Annotated in this window: 16 protein-coding genes and 1 pseudogene; 2 read left to right on the forward strand and 15 right to left on the reverse strand. The window is 48.1% G+C overall.

Annotation, left to right across the window (positions count from 1 at the left end; all coding sequences use genetic code 11):
* Window positions 1–341: 341 nt before the first annotated feature.
* From gcvT to gltX, 8 genes are all read right to left on the reverse strand, one after another.
* The gene (gcvT, locus tag HQ49_RS09620) at window positions 342–1430 is read right to left on the reverse strand and encodes a glycine cleavage system aminomethyltransferase GcvT (protein ID WP_039419690.1); all 1089 of its coding nucleotides are present in this window, start codon (window positions 1428–1430) and stop codon (window positions 342–344) included.
* Window positions 1431–1504: 74 nt separating this feature from the next.
* Window positions 1505–2569, reverse strand: a complete 1065-nt coding sequence (rfbB, locus tag HQ49_RS09625; protein WP_039419691.1) for a dTDP-glucose 4,6-dehydratase — start codon at window positions 2567–2569, stop codon at window positions 1505–1507.
* A 6-nt stretch (window positions 2570–2575) separates the two neighbouring features.
* The gene (rfbD, locus tag HQ49_RS09630; protein ID WP_039419692.1) at window positions 2576–3433 is read right to left on the reverse strand and encodes a dTDP-4-dehydrorhamnose reductase; all 858 of its coding nucleotides are present in this window, start codon (window positions 3431–3433) and stop codon (window positions 2576–2578) included.
* A complete protein-coding gene (rfbC, locus tag HQ49_RS09635) occupies window positions 3430–4020 on the reverse strand; it encodes a dTDP-4-dehydrorhamnose 3,5-epimerase (protein WP_039419693.1) in 591 nt (196 codons plus the stop codon). The genes rfbD and rfbC overlap by 4 nt, the downstream gene beginning before the upstream one ends.
* A 14-nt stretch (window positions 4021–4034) precedes the next feature.
* The gene (rfbA, locus tag HQ49_RS09640; protein ID WP_018965311.1) at window positions 4035–4904 is read right to left on the reverse strand and encodes a glucose-1-phosphate thymidylyltransferase RfbA; all 870 of its coding nucleotides are present in this window, start codon (window positions 4902–4904) and stop codon (window positions 4035–4037) included.
* 115 nt (window positions 4905–5019) lie between these two features.
* Entirely contained in the window at window positions 5020–6975 is a 1956-nt protein-coding gene (locus HQ49_RS09645) for an LTA synthase family protein (protein WP_039419694.1), read from the reverse strand.
* Window positions 6976–7057: 82 nt separating this feature from the next.
* A complete protein-coding gene (locus HQ49_RS09650) occupies window positions 7058–8296 on the reverse strand; it encodes a 3-deoxy-D-manno-octulosonic acid transferase (RefSeq protein WP_039419695.1) in 1239 nt (412 codons plus the stop codon).
* A 26-nt stretch (window positions 8297–8322) separates the two neighbouring features.
* Window positions 8323–9846, reverse strand: coding sequence for a glutamate--tRNA ligase (gene gltX, locus HQ49_RS09655; RefSeq protein WP_039419696.1), 1524 nt, complete (start codon window positions 9844–9846; stop codon window positions 8323–8325).
* A gap of 363 nt (window positions 9847–10209) precedes the next feature.
* Here gltX and HQ49_RS09660 point away from each other — a divergent pair.
* Window positions 10210–10377: pseudogene (locus HQ49_RS09660) on the forward strand (transposase family protein); the annotation flags it as partial.
* Between the two features lie 554 nt (window positions 10378–10931).
* On the opposite strand, the gene HQ49_RS09665 reads toward HQ49_RS09660, so the two are convergent.
* The 5 genes from HQ49_RS09665 to HQ49_RS09685 form a co-directional block, all read right to left on the reverse strand.
* Complete coding sequence (locus tag HQ49_RS09665) at window positions 10932–11318, reverse strand: rhodanese-like domain-containing protein (RefSeq protein WP_039419698.1); 387 nt, start codon at window positions 11316–11318, stop codon at window positions 10932–10934.
* Complete coding sequence (locus HQ49_RS09670; RefSeq protein WP_039419699.1) at window positions 11291–12706, reverse strand: MBL fold metallo-hydrolase; 1416 nt, start codon at window positions 12704–12706, stop codon at window positions 11291–11293. Before HQ49_RS09670 ends, HQ49_RS09665 begins: the two co-directional genes overlap by 28 nt.
* 92 nt (window positions 12707–12798) lie before the next feature.
* Entirely contained in the window at window positions 12799–13605 is an 807-nt protein-coding gene (locus HQ49_RS09675; protein WP_039419700.1) for a sulfite exporter TauE/SafE family protein, read from the reverse strand.
* A gap of 64 nt (window positions 13606–13669) precedes the next feature.
* On the reverse strand, window positions 13670–14293 hold the full coding sequence (locus tag HQ49_RS09680) for a Crp/Fnr family transcriptional regulator (protein WP_018965320.1): 624 nt from the start codon (window positions 14291–14293) through the stop codon (window positions 13670–13672).
* A 752-nt stretch (window positions 14294–15045) separates the two neighbouring features.
* The gene (locus HQ49_RS09685; protein ID WP_039419701.1) at window positions 15046–15936 is read right to left on the reverse strand and encodes a decaprenyl-phosphate phosphoribosyltransferase; all 891 of its coding nucleotides are present in this window, start codon (window positions 15934–15936) and stop codon (window positions 15046–15048) included.
* Window positions 15937–16325: 389 nt separating this feature from the next.
* Here HQ49_RS09685 and HQ49_RS09690 point away from each other — a divergent pair, with 389 nt between their 5' ends.
* Entirely contained in the window at window positions 16326–18929 is a 2604-nt protein-coding gene (locus HQ49_RS09690; RefSeq protein WP_026292240.1) for a TonB-dependent receptor, read from the forward strand.
* A 100-nt stretch (window positions 18930–19029) separates the two neighbouring features.
* Here the strand turns inward: HQ49_RS09690 and HQ49_RS09695 are convergent, their stop codons facing one another.
* Together HQ49_RS09695 and HQ49_RS09700 are read right to left on the reverse strand one after the other, a co-directional pair.
* The gene (locus HQ49_RS09695; RefSeq protein ID WP_039419702.1) at window positions 19030–20724 is read right to left on the reverse strand and encodes an alpha-amylase family glycosyl hydrolase; all 1695 of its coding nucleotides are present in this window, start codon (window positions 20722–20724) and stop codon (window positions 19030–19032) included.
* On the reverse strand, window positions 20721–21512 hold the full coding sequence (locus HQ49_RS09700) for a patatin-like phospholipase family protein (protein ID WP_039419719.1): 792 nt from the start codon (window positions 21510–21512) through the stop codon (window positions 20721–20723). The genes HQ49_RS09695 and HQ49_RS09700 overlap by 4 nt, the downstream gene beginning before the upstream one ends.
* Between the last annotated feature and the right edge of the window lie 55 nt (window positions 21513–21567).

The following is a 21567-nucleotide window of genomic DNA, read 5'->3' on the forward strand; positions in this document are numbered from 1 at the left end:
CTTTTGCACCTGCTCAAAATAATAAGCGAAAAGCTAAGCGAGAGACCATCGATGAATGACTTCTCACTTGCAAATGCTTTTTAAGGGATGACTAATTACCCTTCCGGAGCTCATGCATGTAGCTCCACAAGGGTGATTTACAAGCCCTTTTACTCCTGCTTCCATCCAAATTCTTCCCTCCTTTTATGCGAAGAATACCTCTTTCATCCATCTCATTATTTTTCAAAGGTCTTATAAAAACAAATCCATCAGCAAAGCCGACCTTGCTGATGGATTAGAAAAAAACTATTGTTGCCCTAAGAGAACCTGTAATGCTTTTACAGGACGTGACAATGCCCCGATTATTTGCGGAACGGGGGTTTCACGATCTCGGCCTTGAGCTGACGACCACGTACTACAATGCCAAGCTCTGTGCCGACTTTGCTGAACTCCGTAGCCACATAGCCCATGCCGATACCTTTCTTGAGGTAAGGAGACATGGTTCCGGAAGTAACCTCTCCGATGATTTGCCCTTCGGCATTGGCAATTTCATAGTGCTGGCGAGGAATACCCTTGTCTTTCAGCTCGAAGGCAACGAGCTTGCGCTTGAGTCCTCCGGCTTTCTGCTCTTCCATGATCTTACGGCTCGGCATATCCATTTTGTCGTCGGTGAACTTGGTAATCCAGCCCAGCCCGGCCTCTATGGGAGAGGTGGTGTCGCATATATCATTGCCGTAGAGACAGAAACCCATCTCCAGACGAAGCGTGTCGCGAGCACCGAGTCCGGCCGGTTTGATACCTTCGGGCTTGCCGGCTTCGAAGAGGGCATCCCATATCTTCTGTGCATATTGGGGATAGAAATAGAGTTCGAAGCCGCCTGCTCCGGTATAACCCGTAGCCGAAATAATTACGTCGGGACATCCAGCGAAAGTACCTACCTTGAACGTATAGTAGGTGATCTCGTTCAGGTCGATGTCCGTGAGGCGTTGCATCACTTCTGTTGCTTTCGGGCCTTGTACGGCAAGCTGGGCGATGTTGTCCGATGCATTTTCCAGTATGGCTCCCATCGTATTCTGCTGCTGGCACCAAGCCCAGTCCTTGGCAATGTTGGCAGCGTTGGGTACCATCATATACTTTTCCTCTTCGTAGCGATAGAGCAGGAAGTCGTCCACTATACCACCATCGTTATTGGGGAAGCAGCAATACTGTACTTGGCCGATGGCCAGTTTGGAAGCATCGTTGCTGGATACTTTCTGTAAGAAGCGGAGGGCATTCGGGCCTTTCACCCAAAATTCGCCCATGTGCGATACGTCGAATACACCTACATTATTGACCACATTCATGTGTTCATCTATGATGCCGCTGTATTCGATAGGCATATTGTAGCCCGCAAACTCGTGCATCTTTGCTCCTAACGCAATGTGCACATCGGTAAAGGGAGTTGTCTTCATTTTTTGATTCCTTGTTTATTGTGATTTGTTTAGTTGATTGGTTCGGAAACGATGACAAATTTAGCCAAAAAGCACTATCGTTCGGAGTACATCTCGTCGTAGTATCGGAGGTAGTCGCCACTGGTAACCCGATCCAGCCAGTCTTGATTGTGAAGATACCAGCGGACGGTTTTCTCGATGCCTTCTTCGAATTGGAGAGAGGGTTCCCAGCCCAGTTCGTTTTTCAGCTTAGTCGAGTCGATGGCATAGCGCAGATCGTGTCCGGCCCTGTCCGTTACGTAGGTGATCAGCTTCTCCGAAGAGCCTTCCTCTCTGCCCAAAAGACGATCCACCACGCGGATCATGACCTTGATAAGATCGATGTTCTTCCATTCGTTGAAGCCACCGATATTGTAGGTGTCGCCATTCTTGCCCCGATGGAATATCAGATCGATGGCACGAGCATGGTCTTCGACATAGAGCCAGTCGCGGACGTTCTCCCCTTTGCCATAGACGGGTAGAGGCTTGTTGTGCCGGATATTATTGATGAAGAGGGGAATGAGTTTCTCCGGAAATTGATAGGGCCCATAGTTGTTCGAGCAGTTGGAGATCACTATCGGCAGACCGAAAGTGTCGTGATAAGCCCGGACAAAATGGTCGCCGGAAGCCTTGCTGGCAGAATAGGGAGAATGTGGGTCGTATTTGGTTTCTTCCGTAAATAGCGTACCGTCGAAAGCCAATGCCCCGTATACCTCATCGGTCGATATGTGATAGAAACGCTTGCTTTCGTATTCCCCATGCCAAGCCTCTTTAGCTGCTTGCAGGAGCGTCAGTGTCCCCATTACGTTGGTACGGGCAAAAGCTAAAGGATCCTTTATAGACCGATCCACATGACTTTCGGCCGCCAGATGAATGACTCCGTCAATGGCATAATAAGCAAAGATTTTCTTCAGCGTATTGGCATCACAAACATCCGCTTTGACGAAGCGATAGTTCGGCTCGGACTCTACATCCTTGAGATTGGCCAGATTGCCGGCATATGTCAGCGTATCGAGATTGATGATCTCATAATCAGGATAAGCATTGACCATGAGTCGTACCACATGCGATCCGATAAAACCGGCACCGCCGGTGATGAGAATATGACGTCGGAAGTTCATCGTTCTTCAATGTTTTAGCAGATTCAGACACGCAGCCAAAGAATCCTGCCAGTGAGGAATGCTGATGTCGAAAGTGTTTTTAATAAGTGTCTTATCCAAGACGGAATAATGCGGCCTTCTTACTCTCGTCGGATATTCATCGCTATGGCAGGGGCTGATCCGGCATGCTGTATGACCACTCATTCGGGCGATGGCCACTGCAAGGTCGAACCACGAACATACGCCTTCGTTGCTAAAGTGATATAACCCCGTCTTAACGGGCAGTTGTCCTATAGCCAGACGGTGTATGAAAGCAGCCAAGTCCGCAGCATAGGTAGGAGTACCAACCTGATCGAAGACTACATTTAATGTATCGCGTTCTGCTGTCAGCCGAAGCATCGTTTTCACGAAATTATTGCCGTACGATGAGTACAGCCACGATGTGCGCAGTATCATGTATCGGCAGTCGGCTGCCAACACAGCCTGTTCTCCTTTTAGCTTGGTACGGCCGTATGCACCGAGAGGAGCCGTCGGAATGTCTTCCCTATAGGGGATATTCGCCATACCATCAAATACATAATCCGTAGAAATATGTATCAGCAGGGCATCATACTTCGCAGCAGCTGCTGCCAGATGAGCCACGGCTTGGTGATTGACTTTCTCGGCAGAGACTTCATTGTCTTCGGCTTTGTCCACAGCTGTATATGCGGCACAGTTGATAATGATCCCGATGCTATATTCCTCTACAAAGCTCAGGACGGTATCTCTATCTCTAATATCCAGCTCCGCCAGGTCGGTGAAAACAAAACGGCTGTCAGCCGAAGCCAACAACCGAAGTTCACTACCCAACTGACCATCGGCTCCGGTTACCAGTATTCGGTTCATTCGTATAAGTCTTGATTGTAGGGGAAGAGATTCCGGAAATCCTCGCTTGATATTAATTCCGTCCATGACGGATTGGTCTGATCTTTAGCTGAGAGGATAATGTCCTCAGCAGGGATTCTCCAGTCAATGCCTAAGTTCGGATCGTTCCAGGCAATGGCTCCTTCGCTTTGCGGAGCATAGTAGTTGTCGCATTTGTACTGGAATACGACCTCGTCGCTTAGCACGACAAAGCCGTGAGCAAATCCGCGTGGGATAAAGAGCTGCCTGAAGTTCGTATCGGAAAGCTCCACGGCTACATATTTGCCGAAAGTAGGCGATCCGAAGCGAATATCCACGGCATAGTCAACCACACACCCACGTACTACTCGCACCAGCTTGCTCTGAGCATGAGGAGGTTTCTGGAAGTGAAGCCCTCTCAGTACTCCATAGCGGGATGCCGATTCGTTGTCTTGTACAAAATTAATGGGACGAATACCCGTTTCTATCTCTTGCCGACTGAATGATTCGAAGAAATAGCCTCGATCGTCACGGAACAATCGGGGCTCAAGGATAACAACTTCGGGTATTTCGGTGGGGGTGAAGTTCATGGATGGGGAGCTCTCTATTTGATCAGTCCAAGCAGATACTTTCCGTATTGATTCTGTTTCATCGGTTCAGCCACACGAGCCAGATCTTCTTTGGTGAGCCAGCCATTATTGTAAGCAATCTCCTCCAAACAGGCGATCTTCAAGCCTTGGCGTTTCTCTATGACAGAGACAAATGCGGAAGCATCTGTCAGTGATTCGTGCGTGCCTGTATCCAGCCAGGCAAAACCACGCCCCAGCTGTTGGAGGCGGAGCTGATTGCGAAGCATGAACTCCTGATTGACTGAGGTTATTTCCAGTTCGCCCCGTGCCGATGGTTTGACATCTGCTGCTACATCCAGTACATCATTGGGATAGAAGTAAAGTCCCACCACTGCGTAGTTGCTTTTCGGCTTTTTCGGTTTTTCCTCCAGACTGATGACCTTGCCGGTAGCGTCCACTTCTGCTACACCATATCGCTCAGGATCATTCACATAATAGCCGAAAATGGTGGCCATGCCCTTTTCTGCATCGGCAACTGCCGACCGAAGCATCTGGCTGAAGCCATGCCCGTAGAAGATATTATCTCCTAAGACGAGACAGGCACAATCGTCTCCTACAAACTTGCGTCCGATGATGAAAGCCTGTGCCAATCCATCGGGGGAGGGTTGCACTGCATACTCCAAGCGAACACCGAGATCACTGCCATCACCCAAAAGCCGTTGGAACATGGGCAGGTCCTGTGGTGTGGAAATGATCAGGACATCCCGAATACCCGCAAGCATAAGCGTAGAAAGCGGGTAGTAAATCATCGGCTTGTCATAAACGGGCAGAAGCTGTTTGCTTACACCCCGAGTTATCGGATATAGACGAGTGCCGGATCCTCCGGCAAGGATTATTCCTTTCATAGCAAATCGATTTGCGGGACAAAAATAACTTTATTACGATCAAATGGCAAATAGGATTGCAGCAATAGCCTGATCTATTTACATCGCTCTCTTCTTACTCTATGAATTTTATTCGTTATTTATCGGCAATGAGCCTGTTTGTATTCATTCGATGATTGAAAGACTGGATCACTGCTTCTATTCGGCGTGTCATACTGTCAGCCCGTGCAGTTTGCGTTTTGATCAGATTTGTGTGAAGTTCTTTATCATTAAGATAGTCGTACAAGGCAAGAGGACGATTGCCATCGTGCTGAAGGACGAAGCCATCCCCTAATAGTTGAAGAGTGCCGTCGTAATCGGTGACGGCAAAATGCGGAGCTTGCCGGCTAAACATGTTATTCCCGAAAGCCAGAACAGGAGCAGAATAACCCAAAAGGCTTAGCACTGTCGGAAGAATATCGGCTTGCTGTACGGTAGTAGTCCTGTCAAATCCTATCAAATCAGATCCCGGAGCATAGAATAAGATGGGTACGGCATAACGTCCGACAGCACTTCTGTACTCAGGACGGAGATCTCCGGAAGCATGGTCGGCTGTGATAACGAAGAGCGTATTTTCAAACCAAGGCTGTAGGCTTGCTTTACGGAAAAATTCTCCCAAGGCATGATCTGTATATCCGATGCACTGCACCAGCGGTTCGCCCTCGTTGGGGAAGCGACCTTTGTAATGACTTGGAATACGGAAAGGCTCATGGCTGGAAAGCGTGAACAGCGTACCTACAAAAGGCTGTTTCATACGGCTGAGCTCGTCCACGGCATGCAGTAAGAACGGCTCGTCCCAGATACCCCATACACCATCGAAATCTTCATCGCGAGCATACTCTGTCTTGCCGAAATAACGTTTGTAGCCGGCTTGTTTGACAAAAGCATCGAAGCCCATTGATCCGTTTGGTGCACCATGCAAGAAAATGGATTGATAACCGATCTGCCCGAGAGCCGTCCCCAATCCTTCAATCTCATTGCCCGAATAGTGAGACGTAATGAAGTGTGAGCGAAGAGAAGGCAACGAACTCAATATGGATGGCATGGCATCGATACTCTTACGCCCGTTGGCAAAAGCTTGTTCGAACAGGTATCCCTCTTGTGAAATCGAGTCGAAGCAGGGTGTATATCCTTTGTAATCGGGAATGTCTTGATTCAGCCGTCCCACGTATTGGCGGGCAAAGCTTTCGATGATTATTACCATCACGTTGCGTCCACGCAACTGACCGAAACGAGCTGTCGTATCCATCGCCAAATGATGAATGGGGTTGAATACTTGCTCCAATTCCTTTTCGGAGGTATAAAAACGCTTTTCCTCCAGACCCTGTTTGCCAATGGTACGAATGATGCTGTAGGGCGTATTCAGTACCAAAGCCCTGTGTTCCACCTTGTCCACCGACAGATTGGCATAGCTCATTGTCATAGGACGCCACGACTTGGCAAAGCTGCCTCCACGTATGCCCCATACGATAAATGCGATAGCAGCAACAAGAGCTACGGCATGAATCGTATAATACTGCTGGCCGCCTTTCTCTTCGGCATAGGTGCGTACCGGCTTAACCCGATGATACAGCCATACCATAACTGCAACGAGGATTATAGCCAGCAGGCTCATATACCAATAATTCAGGAGAAGGTGCCAGATCAGCCCTCCACCTTCATGGCTGAATTCCGAGAAAACTGTCGAAGAGGTTCGCTTTAAGGTATATGGATAGTAAATACAGTCGGCCAGACCTGTCGCCAGCCCTAAAGCGTTCGGAACGAAAAAAGTCCAGTCAGTGAGGATTCGATAAGATCGCTTGGTGCGAAATCTGAACGGCAGAAAGCTCAACAGGATGAAAAGAGCATTCAAATACAAAACGGAAGCCGTGTCGAACCTAAGCCCCCCCATCCATGCACGCCATACCTGCTCGGCAGTCATGTCGGCAAAAAAGCGGTAGTTGAAGAGGTAGAACAATCCACGGGCAATACCAAAAAAGAAATAAGCCAATGCCATACGATAGGCAAAAGCCCACCAGCTGTTTGTCTGTATTGTCCGCTTGAAAATATTCATATCTCTTTCTGTGTGTTCTATTCGGATGGAGGCAGGGGGCGAGGGTAACGAATGATTTCGGTCACATATCCCCCGTTTGAGCCTATTTCATGATTTGGCGGATAATGTATTCCGTTGCACCCGCATTAGATCTGATATAGTCTACTGCTGCGTGGGATGCGGCATCCCTATAGATCTTGTCCGTTTGTAGTCGCTCGATCAGGGAGCCAAACTCCTCTGCCGATGATACCGAGAACCCTCCGCCGACATCTATCAATTCACGGGCTTCCTTGAACTTCTCATATCGTGGCCCGAAAATAACCGGTATGCCATAGACTGCGGCCTCGGGTGTATTGTGAATGCCCTTGCCGAATCCTCCTCCGATAAAAGCTACCTGACCGTAGCGATAAATGGAGGATAGGAGACCGAAGCTGTCTACGATCAGACAATCCTGCCGGGCAATATCGCTTTCCGTAGCTTCCGAAAGTCGTATGAAAGGCCGCCGTATGTGCGATATGATCTGTAGCAAATGTTCCTTGTCGATTTCGTGCGGTGCCAGTATGAGCTTGATCTTGGGATTGCGATTGAAGTAGCGTACGAGTATCTCTTCGTCGGGAGGCCAACTGCTACCGCCCACAATGACCAAACCGTCTTCCGGTACGGAAGCAGCAAAACGCTCTATCAGCGGAAGCGATTTGCGAGCTTCATATACGGAGATCACCCTGTCGAAGCGCGTATCTCCCGCTACGGATACATGGTCTATCCCATGCTTTTCAAGTAGCAGGCGCGAAGCCTCGTCCTGAACAAAAATGTGCGTAAAGCAGTGTAACAAACGCTTGTATGCTCCTCCATACCAGCGGAAAAACAGCTGTGACGGTCGGAAGATGGATGAAACCAGATAAGTAGGTATCTGCCTGCGCTCCAATTCTGTCAGGAAGCAGGGCCAGAAGTCGTATTTGATGAAAATAGCCATCTCAGGCTTGACCAAATCCAGAAACTTACGCACGCGAGCCAAACGATCCGCCGGCAGATACACGATCACATCGGCACCTTCGTAATTCTTACGCACCTCGTATCCCGAAGGGCTGAAGAAGGTAAGCACGATCCTATAGTCCGGATATTCGCTTCGGATGCGTTCTATCATCGGTCTCCCCTGCTCGAACTCCCCCAAAGAAGCAGCATGGAACCATATATAACGTCCGCCCGGCACTATGCCCTCACGTAGCCGACGCCACACCTTCCACCGCCCACGAACCATCATACGAGCTTTGGGATTGAACGGAACGGCAAGTTTGATCAGCGAGGAATAGACCAATCCGATCAGGCTGAAAAGGAATCGCATATATCTCGAAAAAAGAATTATTGCTCTCAGCCTAAGACTTCAATGGCACGGCGTATGCGTCCAACGGTCTCTTCACGCCCGAGCACTTCCATAATGTCGAAGATATGAGGGCCCTTGCTCTCGCCCACGAGTGCCAACCGAGTGGCGTTCATGATATTGCCGAGGTGATAGCCATTGGTCTCGATCCAGTTCTTTACAGTCGGTTCGGTTGCTTCGGCTTCAAACGATGGGTGAGAGTCCAGCAATTCGGCAAGTTCGCCCAACTGCTTGGCCGTATCTTCTTTCCAGCGTTTCTTCACTGTTTTTTCATCATAGGATAGCGGTGCGATAAAGAAGAATCCGGCTTGCTCCCACAGCTCTCCGATGAAGTTTATACGCTCCTTGACGAGGGAGATTACATGAGCCGTTTTCTCATCGGTAGCCTCTACTCCATGTTCGCGAAGGATGGGGCGGAAGAGTTCGGCCAAGTCCGTATCGTCCTTTCGCTGGATATATTGGTGATTGAACCAACGCCCTTTCTCGTAGTCGAACTTGGCCCCGGCTTTGCTGCACTTTTCGATGTCGAACAATCGGATCAATTCGTCCATACTCATGACATCCTGATCATTGCCCGGATTCCAACCCAGAAGCGCGAGGAAGTTTACCACCGCTTCAGGCAGGTAGCCGCTTTCACGATAGCCTTTGGATATATCTCCCGTTTGGGGATCTTTCCATTCCAACGGAAATACGGGAAATCCCAAGCGATCGCCATCGCGTTTGCTCAGCTTACCGTTTCCTTCGGGCTTCAGCAGCAGTGCCAAATGGGCAAATCTCGGCATCGTGTCTTCCCAACCGAAAGCACGATAGAGCAGGACATGAAGCGGTGCACTGGGCAACCACTCCTCACCGCGTATCACATGACTCATTTCCATCAGATGGTCGTCCACGATATTGGCCAGATGGTAGGTGGGCAGGTCGTCGGCACTTTTATACAGCACCTTGTCGTCGAGGATGGAAGAGTTGATCACCACTCGTCCGCGAATCAGGTCGTTCACTTCTACGTCCACATTCGGCTCCACGAGGAAACGAACCACGTACTGCGTCCCCTCCGATACGAGACGCTCCACTTCTTCGGCAGGCAGTGTCAGAGAGTTGCGCATCTGTCCACGAGTAGCGGCATCGTATTGGAAGTTGGGTATCTCGGCTCGCCGAGCTTCCAGCTCCTCCGGCGTATCGAAGGCGATATATGCCCGTCCCGAATCCAATAGTTGGCGAACATATACACGATAAATATCGCGCCTTTCGCTCTGCCTGTATGGGCCATATTGGCCTCCATAGCCCACGCCTTCGTCGAATTTGATGCCGAGCCATTCCAATGCCTCTATTATATATGCCTCGGCACCGGGCACGAATCTATTGCTGTCCGTATCCTCGATGCGCAGGATCATATCACCTCCATGCTGGCGAGCGAAGAGATAGTTGTATAGGGCCGTACGTACCCCTCCTATATGCAACGGCCCGGTAGGACTCGGAGCGAAACGTACGCGTACACGTCTGTTGGTTGTATCCATTATTGGGTAATTTTTCATTTGTATAATGCCACAAAAGTAGCATTTATCTCGGTAGTTTTTTCGCTGAAAAAGCCTAAAAAAGAATCTCAGACTGTCTAATAGCAAAGCAAATTCAAATACATATCGGAAAAACGAGATAATCGAACCTATTCGATCTCATCGACATGTTCGTGCCCATTGTGCAATCCATGTCTTTTGCATCCCGGAGAAAAAAATCGAAAAGATATTAGGAAAAGGCTGATCTCGAAAAGGACATCACTTTTTATGTCAGGGCAGAGGCATTCAAAACAGCGTTCTATAAATTTTATAGTCGTTGAATGAGCCGTCAGTCATGTATTCAGTCTCTATTTGGAAGGCCTCTTTATGGTCTCGAACCCACGGAGGATAGAGAGCAAAGAAGTTTATCCTCTCGACTTTTTACTCCTGATCGTTTTCCTCTCTACGCTCTCAGGTGATACCTCTTGGTACGAGATTGAAGATTATGCCGAGGAATACGAAGAAGAGTTGAAAAGCCGGTACGAAACACTTACGATCGTAGGCGTACGATGCCTTCCTGCACGATGCAGGAGACCAGCGTAGGCCTACGGTGCTCATTACAACATGCTAATTACCAGTATATTATGGCCAATTAAGGTGAAATGAAAATAATCTTAGAAGTTTTTCCTGTTTTGCGTCTTCAAAATTCATTTTCCCCCTTATTTGGGAAGATCAGGACTCATTTCTTATAATAGAAAGAAACCCGTGATTGTAATTTCCAATAGTAAGAGAGCAACACAGACTACAGAAAATTCCCCGAAGAGACCGGCCTCTTCGACAGAGGGCTATCGCATTTGAAGGATTGTACTGCGATTGCCCTGCTTTGGATGTGATTTATAGGGTATAGAAAGCGGTAATATCGGATTTTGAGACCTTTTGCGTCCTATAAACAGTAGAGCAAAAGAGAGAATAGGATACATTTATATGATGTGAAAAAGAAGGATTGGTTTTGTGATGATATTCTTGTCTTCGGAAAGACAAAAATTCAAAAACCAATCCTTCTTAATAGAGTAAAGAGTTGTAACGGTCGAAGTCTTTCTCAGACTTCGTTATCGCTGATCGCCTTTCAGGGAGGCTACATGCCCCCAGGTGCCTCCGTTGAGTACATTGGTGAAGCCATTGCGTTCAAGGATGCTCTTGGCCTGGCTGCTTCTGTTGCCGCTGCGACAGAAGACGATGATGGTCTTCTTATTCTTGAGTTCATCCAGGCGAGATGCTATCCGGTCCAGCGGAATATTCACGGCTCCGGATACACTGCCCGAAGCAAATTCACCCGGCGTACGTACATCGACCAGAAAGGCACCGTTGCGAATAGCCTCGGTCAGAGCCTTATCGTCAGGCTGCGAGAATAGATTTTTCAGTAATCCTAACATGACAATTGCAATAATGATGGTTAAGGAAGACGATATTACTTTTTTGATATTTTGCTTTGACATACATAGTCTGTTTTGGGAACACCGGTCTGCGCAATGCTTGCGAATCCGCCTTCGATGTCCGTGAAATTACGATAACCTCGCGAGAGTAGGATGCTGGAAGCGATCATACTGCGGTATCCGCCTATACAGTGCAGATAGAAATGTCGGTCTCGGGGAATATCCTGTATCCAGTCATTGATATAGGCGAGCGGACGGCTATAAGCTCCTTCCACGTGCTCTGCTGCATATTCGCTCTCCTTGCGTACATCGAATACGAGGCTCTCTTCGGAGCGGAATCGTTCGGAAAATTCGTCGGCCGTGATGCGTTCTACATGGTCGATCTCTTTGCCCGAGGTTTTCCATGTGTCGAATCCGCCATCCAAATAGCCCAATACCTGATCGAATCCCACACGGCTGAGTCTTGTGATCACTTCCTGCTCACGTCCGGGATCTGCCACGAGCAACAGAGGTTGCTTCACGTCTACGATCGTCGTACCGACCCAAGGGGCAAAGTCCCCATCCAGACCGATGTTGATCGAACGAGGAATGAAGCCTTGGGCGAACACGCCGGGAGCTCTCGTATCCAGTACCAGAGCATCGGACGTTTCGGCTATCGCTTCGAAGTCTGCGGCTGAGAGGGCTGAGAGTCCGCGCTCCATCACGTTGTCGATGCTGTCATATCCCATCTTGTTCATAGCCACATTGCCACCGAAATAAGCCGGCGGTGGCAACAAGCCCTCTATCACAGATGCTATAAATGCCTCTCTGCTCGGCTGATTAAGAGCATAATTGACTCGCTTTTGGTTGCCAAGGCTGTCCACTGTCTCCTGCATCATATTCTTGCCGCAGGCCGATCCTGCACCGTGAGCCGGATATACGATGATGTCGTCCGACAAAGGGAGGATCTTAGTGTAGAGACTATCATAGAGCAGGCCGGCCAGCTCTTCCTGTGTCAAGTTCGCAGCTTTCTGCGCCAGGTCAGGACGGCCGACATCTCCGAGGAAGAGCGTGTCGCCACTGAAGAGAGCTGTCTCGCGTCCGTTTTCGTCGATAAGCAGGAAGCAAGAGCTTTCCATCGTATGTCCGGGTGTATGAAGCACTCGGATCCTTACATTGCCCAACTCGAAGATCTGATTATCCTCAGCCACTATCGCATCGAATCCGGGCTTAGCCGTAGGCCCATAAACAATGGGGGCACCTGTGGCACGGCTCAGATCGAGGTGTCCGCTCACAAAGTCGGCATGGAAATGCGTCTCCAATATGTATTTGAGCTTTACCCCGTCGCGCTTGAGACGTTCGAGGTAGGGCGTGATCTCACGCAGTGGGTCGATGATGGCAGCCTCTCCCATCGAAGTGATGTAGTATGCGCCCTGGGCTAAGCAGCCCGTGTAAATCTGTTCTACTTTCATATTTGTCGAGTGTTATTAATGCTTGTCTGACGTTGCAAAGATCAACCATCTTTCCGGCTCGTACAGCTACTTTAGTCACACAATGGCGCGAACTATACGAGTACGGTCTCTTTGAGAATGATGTATAGCCCCATGACGAAGACGAACCAGCCGAATGCCGGTTTGAGTTTGTCTCCGTCAATATATTGGGAGAGTTTCATGCCGATGAATATCCCGATGATGGCAAAAGCCGTTACCGAGAGGAGAAGCCCCCAGTCGAGACCGGCCGGATTATTCTCTCCCAGAAATCCCAAGAGCGATTTGGCTGATATGATTACAAGTGAGGTGCCGATAGCTCGTTTCATTGGTAGGCCTCCGAGGATGACTAAGGCAGGGATGATCAAGAAGCCACCTCCGGCACCGACAAGCCCTGTGAGCGTACCGACCACAATTCCCTCAAGGAGGATCAGGGCATAACGGGGTCGTTTCGGCTTGGGGGATCTCTGTGATGTTTTCTCCTGCATTTTAGCCGGTCTGATCATGCTGACGGATGCCGTAAGCATCAGTACGGCAAACAAGAGCATCAGGAGCATGTTCCGGTCAATCAAAAAACGGCCAAGACTCAATACATGCTCCGGAATCGCCGGTACCAGATAAGCTCTCGTCAGGAATACGGCGAGGATCGATGGCAGACCGAAAAGCACTGCAGTGCGAACGTCCACCAGCGAACGGCGGAAGTATGAGATGCTACCGACTACACTGGTAGCTCCCACGATAAAAAGCGAATAGGCTGTACCCAAGACAGGGTCTATACCCATGAGATATACGAGCACGGGAACGGTGAGGATACTCCCTCCACCACCGATAAGGCCGAGTGACAGGCCGATTAAAATAGATGCCAAGTAACCTGCTATAAGCATACTGTCTCCGGTTTTATGATGAGGCAAAGGTCATCATATCCGGAGCGGTGTACAGCTACTTTGGTCACATAAGGGTGATTTTGTTACGCCCTAAGCGAACGATGCCGGATTCTTCCAGTTGTTTGAGCAGCCTTGATACCACGGCTCTGGCTGTTCCCAATTCATTGGCCAGTTGTTCGTGCGTGATCTGTATCGTATTGCCCTTCACGAGTTCGGCCTTCTTTTGAATGAGGGCCAATAGACGTTCGTCCATTTTCTTGAAAGCAATGGCATTCACCGTATCTAATAGCTCCTCGAATCGCTTGTGGTAGGAGCGGAAGATGTAGTTGAGCCATTCGGGATGCTCTTTCATAAAGAGGGAAACCTTATCGACGGGCAAGAAAAGAATCTCGGCATCGTCTTCGATCTCCACCTTTACCTTGCTCGTCTCATTGTGAAGCCCCCCAAGAAAAGACATGATACAGCTTTCGCCCGCCTTGATATAGTAGAGCAGAATTTCTCTGCCATCCTCTTCGGTACGGATCACCCTCATGACCCCTTTGATAACGATAGGGATGGAGCGAACATGTGCATTCTCATTGAGGATAACGCTGCCGGCCTTGTAGACCTTGAGGATGCCATGCTTATACAGTTTGTCCACAAGCTCAGGCGAAGAGCGAAACTCGGATATATCTTCTATCTGCTTCATAGGAGCAAACTTAATAAAACAAGTACGCAACCGAAAGAAATGGAAGAAAAAGCCTCTTGCTCTATCCCTCTTCTATCGCGATTTAATGCTTGCGTTTTGTTGATTCTTATTTTCCTCCTTATACATCCCAAAAGGATGATTCATAAGCCCAAAAACAGGCGCGAAAAAAGTTTTCAACAACGAAGATGGGTTTAGAATCATTCCAAATAAACATCTGAAAGGAAACGGATTTTGAAGTCAAAAGGGAGATAAAGTAGACTTTTTTAGGTCAAAACATGACTTTTGGAAGAGGGTATAACGATCTATATACAAATCATTTATGATAAATATATAGATCGTTTTCGATTTGTATATAAATCGTTTCCCATTTATATATAGATCGAAAGACATTTCTATATAAATCGCATGCTGAAAAAGGCCTTTTCAAGAGCCTGTATATAAAGAGTCACGCACGAAGTTCTACATAGAACTTGGTGCGTGACTGGTTGTGTGTGGAGGATTATCGGGAGAACTATTGCTCCTTATCTGCCATGAGTACGGACATCATTTCTTTTAACTCCGACAGGTATGAGGAATAAGGGAGAGAGTCCCTTGTAGTAAGATATGTATGAGAATGAAGTATGCATGTTTGGAGTCTTTATCGTTATTTATCAAACAGTTTTATCAAGCAGCCGAGGTCTCTGTATAATAAACGCTTTCTGAGGGGAACCTCTGCCGGCTTGCAAATGTAGCAAAAATCGATTCGACGAACATCAGCAATAGAGTATTATACCAAAGGTGATCGCCCAGCCGATCACACATATCTGCATAAAACGATCCTGCAACAAAACTTTGGTGGGACTGCCACTGCGGTTTTCGACTAATGTCAGTTGTAAATGGCGAAGGAGTCCCGCCAAAACGAATATGGCGGTAAGATATAAATGGCTGCTACCGATACGTGCCACTACCTCGTCAGAAATCGTGTACATGATGTAGCACACCACTGTTATTGCGGCTACGATGCTCAATGCTTGGTTCATGAAAGCGGTATTGTACTTGTCTATATTGCCTCGAGCTTTCATCCCGGTTGTCTCATAGATCCATACATCATCCCATCGCTTGGCTAAAGCCAGGAAAAGAGCCAGAAGCATAGTCATGAGCACAAGCCACTTCGATAGCACAATCCCTGTGGCTAAGCTACCCATTAGAAGTCGTAAAACAAATCCTAAAGAAATGATCAGAATATCTACTATCGCTATCTGCTTGAGCTTGATGCTGTATAAAATATTCATTCCGATGTAACCGACGATTACCAGAGATACCCCCACAAAATCCATGGCTATGGCATTAGCGCCTACCCATAGCAGTCCTATGCTCAAAATAAAGCAGATCACCATCAGAGCATATCCCAATCCGATGGACAACGCTCCGCTGGCAATGGGGCGATGACGTTTGACGGGATGTAACCTGTCCGCCTCCACATCATTGATGTCGTTAAAGCAGTAAACACCGCTGGCAGCAAGGCTGAAACTCACAAAAGCGAACAGACTCGGCAGCCAATACTCCACCTCGAACAGATGTTTGCCGAAAAAAACCGGCAAGAAGATGAAGAGGTTTTTGACCCATTGGTGAGGGCGTAGAACTTTGAAGATAGAATGGCACATCAGTTAAATAATTGTGAAGATAGTGGACAAGAGGCCTGATAGCGTTATTGATCAACCACAAAGGTGTAGTTTCTTTAAGAGGCCTACCCCATGCCATCAGGTTAATTAGAAGAACAACTAAAAACAAAGAGTGGAACGATTCCCTACAAAAATAAAGAGTTTGAGAACACGGACAAATAGCAAACATGATATAGAAAGAACTCGAACGCTTGTTAATTTGTAAGATGACACCCATGGTAATACCTTCCCAAATATTGATTTGGTTTAGATAATCACATGGCAATGAACCGAAGTATAAAGCTTGTAACACAAGCTTAATGTTTCTGGATTATCTTTGTACAAGAATTGGGCAGAGATGCCTTTAAGTCGAATCTAAATTATTATGTCTTATGAGAAAAAGAATTCTACAACTTTTCCTGACCACACTGCTGATGGCCTTAGGTTTCTCTTTGGCAATGGCGCAAACAGTGGTGACCGGTAAGGTGATCGATTCAGAAACATCCGAACCTCTCATCGGTGTATCTGTAAGCACCGGTCAAGGGGCATCCCTCCGCGGTGTAACCACCGATATGGATGGTAGCTTCCGATTCGAAGTGCCGGCCAAATCTGTCCTGACCTTCCGTTGCGTAGGCTATGTTACCCTAACTCGCTCTGTAGGCAGAGGCTCTCAAGAAGACCTTGGCACGATCTCCCTCGATCCGCAAGCCATCGGTTTGGATGAAATTCAGGTAATAGCCTCCGTGGTGCCTAAAGATCGTATGACGCCGGTACCAGTCTCTAATATTCGCGTGGCCGATATTCAGGCAGCTTCGTTGAATATCGAGTTCCCCGAATTGGTTAAGTCCACTCCGTCTACTTATACCACCAAAGGAAGTGGAGGTTTCGGTGACGGCCGTACCAATGTGCGTGGATTCGATACCTATAACTTCGGTGTACTCATTAATGGGGTTCCCGTTAATGGTATGGAAGATGGTAAGGTGTATTGGAGTAATTGGAGCGGTCTGATGAACCAAGCCAGCACCATTCAGATCCAACGCGGACTCGGAGCTTCCAAGCTCGGTATCAGTTCTGTAGGGGGTACGATGAACATTATCACTAAGACTACAGATGTCAATACCGGTGGTTCGGCTTATGTCGGTATGGGTAACGATGGATTGCACAAGGAATCTTTCTCTATCTCTACGGGTATGAACGATGGTTGGGCCATCTCTATCGCAGGTTCCCATATGACTGGTCTGGGTTATGTGAATGGGCTGAAAGGTCGTGCATTCTCTTACTTCTTCAACGTTTCAAAGAAATTCAACGAACGTCACACCCTTTCTCTTACCGGATTTGGTGCACCGCAATGGCACAACCAACGTTCCAGCAAATACTCTGTGGCTGACTATGATAAATATGGTATCCGTCACAATCAATCGTTCGGTTATCTGCGTGGCGAACTGACTCCTACAGCTTATGCTTACAATACCTACCATAAGCCTCAGTTCTCGCTGAACCACTTCTGGAAGATGGATGACAACACCTCTCTTTACACCACAGCATATGCGTCTTTAGCTACCGGTGGAGGTCGTCGTGCTTATGGAAAAAACAGCAAGTGGGTATTGATCAACTATAATACGGGTCAGCCCTACGAACAAACCAAGGTAACTCCCGACGGACTCATCGATTACGATGCGGTACTGGCTGCCAATGCTGCGGCAAGCAACGGATCGGAAGCAATCTTCGCTCTCGGATCTAACTCTCACAAGTGGTTCGGCTTGCTTTCTTCGTTCAAGAAGAAGCTCAATAGCTCGCTGACTTTGACAGCCGGATATGACGGACGTTACTACCGTGGCGATCACTATGACAAGATCACCGATCTGCTCGGTGGCAATTACTATGTAGAGGATCCCAAGGCAAAGCTTGCCTATCATACGGAAGGTCAGCACCTGAAAGTAGGTGACATCGTAAACCGTGACTATACGGGGGAAATCATGTGGCATGGTCTCTTTGCTCAGATGGAGCATTCATCCGAATGGATCGATGCATTCGTATCAGGATCTATCAACTACGAACTCTACCGCAATCATAACTATGGCGGTAGCAAGTCCACCAATTACCTGGCCGGTGTATCGCCGTGGAAGAGCTTCCTTCCCTGGAGTGGTAAGGCCGGTCTGAGCTACAAATTTGCACAGGGACACAACGTATTCGTAAACGGTGGTTACTTCACGCGTGCACCACTCTTCGGTAATGTTTATGCCGCAGGAGCTATCGTTCCCAACGAAAAAGCCAATATGGAAAAGGTGTTTACAGGAGAAATCGGATATGGATTCACGAATCATAAGAACTTCGAATTCAATATCAACGGATACTATACCAAGTGGATGGACCGCGTGACTTCGAAGAGAATCGGAAATGAATATGTTTATCTCAATGGCGTTGATGCCGTTCACTGTGGGGTAGAGGCTGAGATCAGCTATCGTCCTATTCGTCAAATCAACCTTCGCGGTATGTTCTCTCTTGGCGACTGGACTTGGCAAAACAACGTAAGCTACACTTCATACGACGAAGCCGGTAATGAGACAGGACAGGATATAACTTATATCAAAGGGCTGCACGTCGGAGACGCGGCACAGATGACAGCTGCCGTATCTGCGGACATAGAGCTGTTCAAGGGTTTCCATGTTGTAGGTAAGTACAACTTCCTTGGCAAAAACTATGCAGGATTCAACCCTGCAACACGTAATGCACAGCAGTACGAAGCAGATGGCAAAGAAATCGTAGAATCATGGAAGTTGCCCGATGTAGGTCTGTTCGATCTGTCTGCATCTTACAATTTCAAGCTCGGTTCGCTCAGCACTACGTTCTACTTCAATATGGACAACGTCGCTGACAAGCGATATGTGAGCGATGCCGACGACAATATCATCGGTAAGAAACACGATGAGGCTTCGGCTCTCGTATGGTACGGCTTCGGCCGCACTTGGTCTACCGGTATTCGTGTGAACTTCTGATCCTGCTGTATAAAGACTGAGAGAGACTGCGCCGAAAAGCTGTTTCGGCGCAGTCTCTTTGTTTTTACCGAGGTGCTACTAGACCCGAAAAGGGGCTGTATCAATCAAGCGAACGGAAGCGATGCAGTGCATAGCCATAGGCCGGTAGCCGGAGTGGGTAGGGGGCGTATTGGGTGAGACAGCCGATGCTATTTTCTCCGGAAAGCATATCGGTCAGCAGGAAAGCTGTATTGTCCTTTACCTGCATGGTCTGAAAGGCATGTTCGGGGATATTGACCCTGATTTCTGCGTCGAAGGGTGCAAAATTGGCTACAACAAGAAGTATTTCGTCCGATGTATGGCGAAGAAAAGCAAATTGCCGATCAGGCCGGAAGTAAGGATTGCTCCGATTGGCATAGCCAAGGTCATAGAAGTTTCCTTGAACGACTGATGGCAGGGCGCAAACATCATGTAATAGACAGGTATAACTTTTTAGTAAGACGCGTTCTTCTTCGGATAACATCTTCGTGTCGTATAGTCCGCCATTGATGCGACGCTGCATCTTGTCCAGACTCCAATAGTCAAATATCGTGGTGCGACCGTCCTTACCGCTGAACCCTTCGGCATCCATTCCACGTTCGCCAAGTTCCTGTGCGAAGTAAAGCATAAAGGGATTGCGCCCTATCGTGGCGGCTATCGTTACTGCCGGAAGAGCTTTCCGTGCATCTCCTGCAAAGAAATCCGAAGCTATGCGTTGCTCATCGTGATTCTCAAGGAAGTAGAGCATATTGTCGGCAAATCGCTCTGTTTGTCGTACTGCTCCTGATATATCCGAAACGGAGCCATATCCGCAAATAACGGCACGGAGACAGTCATACATGCCTACCTTATCATACAGATAATCGAATCCTGCATGAAGATATTCTTCGTAAAGCTCCGGACGGTAGATTTCAGCGATGAATAAGACCGAGTATCTTTCGCGAATTTGCGATATTACCCATTCCCAAAATTCCACCGGCACCATTTCGGCCATGTCGCAACGGAATCCATCTATTCCTTTGCTTGTCCAAAAGAGCAGAATATCTCGCATCCGAATCCATGTATCGGGTATCGGGTCGAAGTGTTTGCTTCCTCCATTCAGATAGTCGATGCCGTAATTCAATTTCACTGTTTCGTACCAATCCTCCTTGCCTACATGAGAGGAGAATCGGTCGTTGCCCGTTGCCTTCGCAGGCTCTTCCTGATAAGACATCGTACGACTCTGCTCCCCTAAATGCAGGTGGAGGTGTTGTTCCGGCAGGTAGTAAAAATTATTGTTGGGAGAGAATGCTAAAAGCGGATCGTCTCCCTCGCCCAGATCTTTTGTACCCGATGGTTTGGCATCCGACTGATATTCGCGTGCTACATGGTTGGGTACAAAATCTATGATCACTCCCATACCCGCACGGTGTGTACGCTCGATCAGGTCGTCAAATTCTGCCATTCGGTTAGGAATGTCCGTAGCCAATTCGGGCGATATGTCGTAATAGTCTCTGATAGCATAAGGCGATCCTGCTTTCCCCTTGACAATATCGGGATGACAGGGAAGAATACCGGCATCGCCATAATTGGTCTGAGTAGCTTGCTCAAGCAGACCTATGTACCATATATGGGTCGTGCCAAGATTCTGAATCATTTCCAGTGCTTGCAGACTGAAGCCTTCCATCTTGCCACAGCCGTTTTCTTTGAGATCACCTCCCGGTGTTCGTGCTTGAGATCGGTTGTCGAAGAGACGTGGCAGCACGGAATAGATGATTATCTTCTCTTTCTTTTTCATGGATTTCGTCTTATTGATGTTGTTTTGAGGACTTGTTCGGCCATTTTGTATCCGAATGCTGCAATTTCTTCTGCCGGCTCCACTTGGAAGGGTTTGAACTTGATTATTTCTCCTGATTCGATCAGCAAATCGCACAGCTTGCGATCGGGCAAAGAGTTCGCTCGGAAGATGTAGCCGAAGCAACGCTCTGCAATGCCGAAAAGACTCTTTTTATACTCGGAAGGTTCCTTCGGATTGAGGTGTACCCCTATGAGATAGCGGCAGTCCTCCCGAATGACGGAAGCCGGAAGATCTTTGAATAGTCCGCCATCTACGTAGGTAGTCCCGTCTATCTCCACCGGGTTGAATAGAATCGGAATGCTACAAGAGGCTGTGACGGTTTCGACAAGAGGCCCTTGGGTAAAAACCTTAATTAGACCACGGTCAAGATCCGTTGCCACTATCTTGATCGGAAAGTGTAGATCTTCGATATTCTTGTGACGCAATACTGAACGGAGGAAGCTCTTGAACTTTCGTATACTGAATACGCCTCTTTGCGGTATTTGCCATTCGGTCAGGAACCCGAAGTCTTTCCCGCGAAACAGTTGGGGGATTTCTTCGGGAGCATATCCATCGGCATAGAGAGCGGCTACCAACGCTCCTGCGCTAGTACCGGCTATAATGTCGGGGCGTATCCCGTTGTCCTCAAGGGCATGGAGTACCCCTGAATGAGCAAATCCTTTGGCTGCTCCGCCGCTAAGAGCCAAGCCTATTCGATACTTTGCGTTTTGATATGAAGAATGAGGCATATTGCTGTGTTTGGTCAGGTAAATATAACCGTCTTTTCCAACCAACGGCCATGAT

This window comes from Porphyromonas gulae, assembly GCF_000765945.1.
Classification (GTDB): Bacteria; Bacteroidota; Bacteroidia; order Bacteroidales; family Porphyromonadaceae; genus Porphyromonas; species Porphyromonas gulae.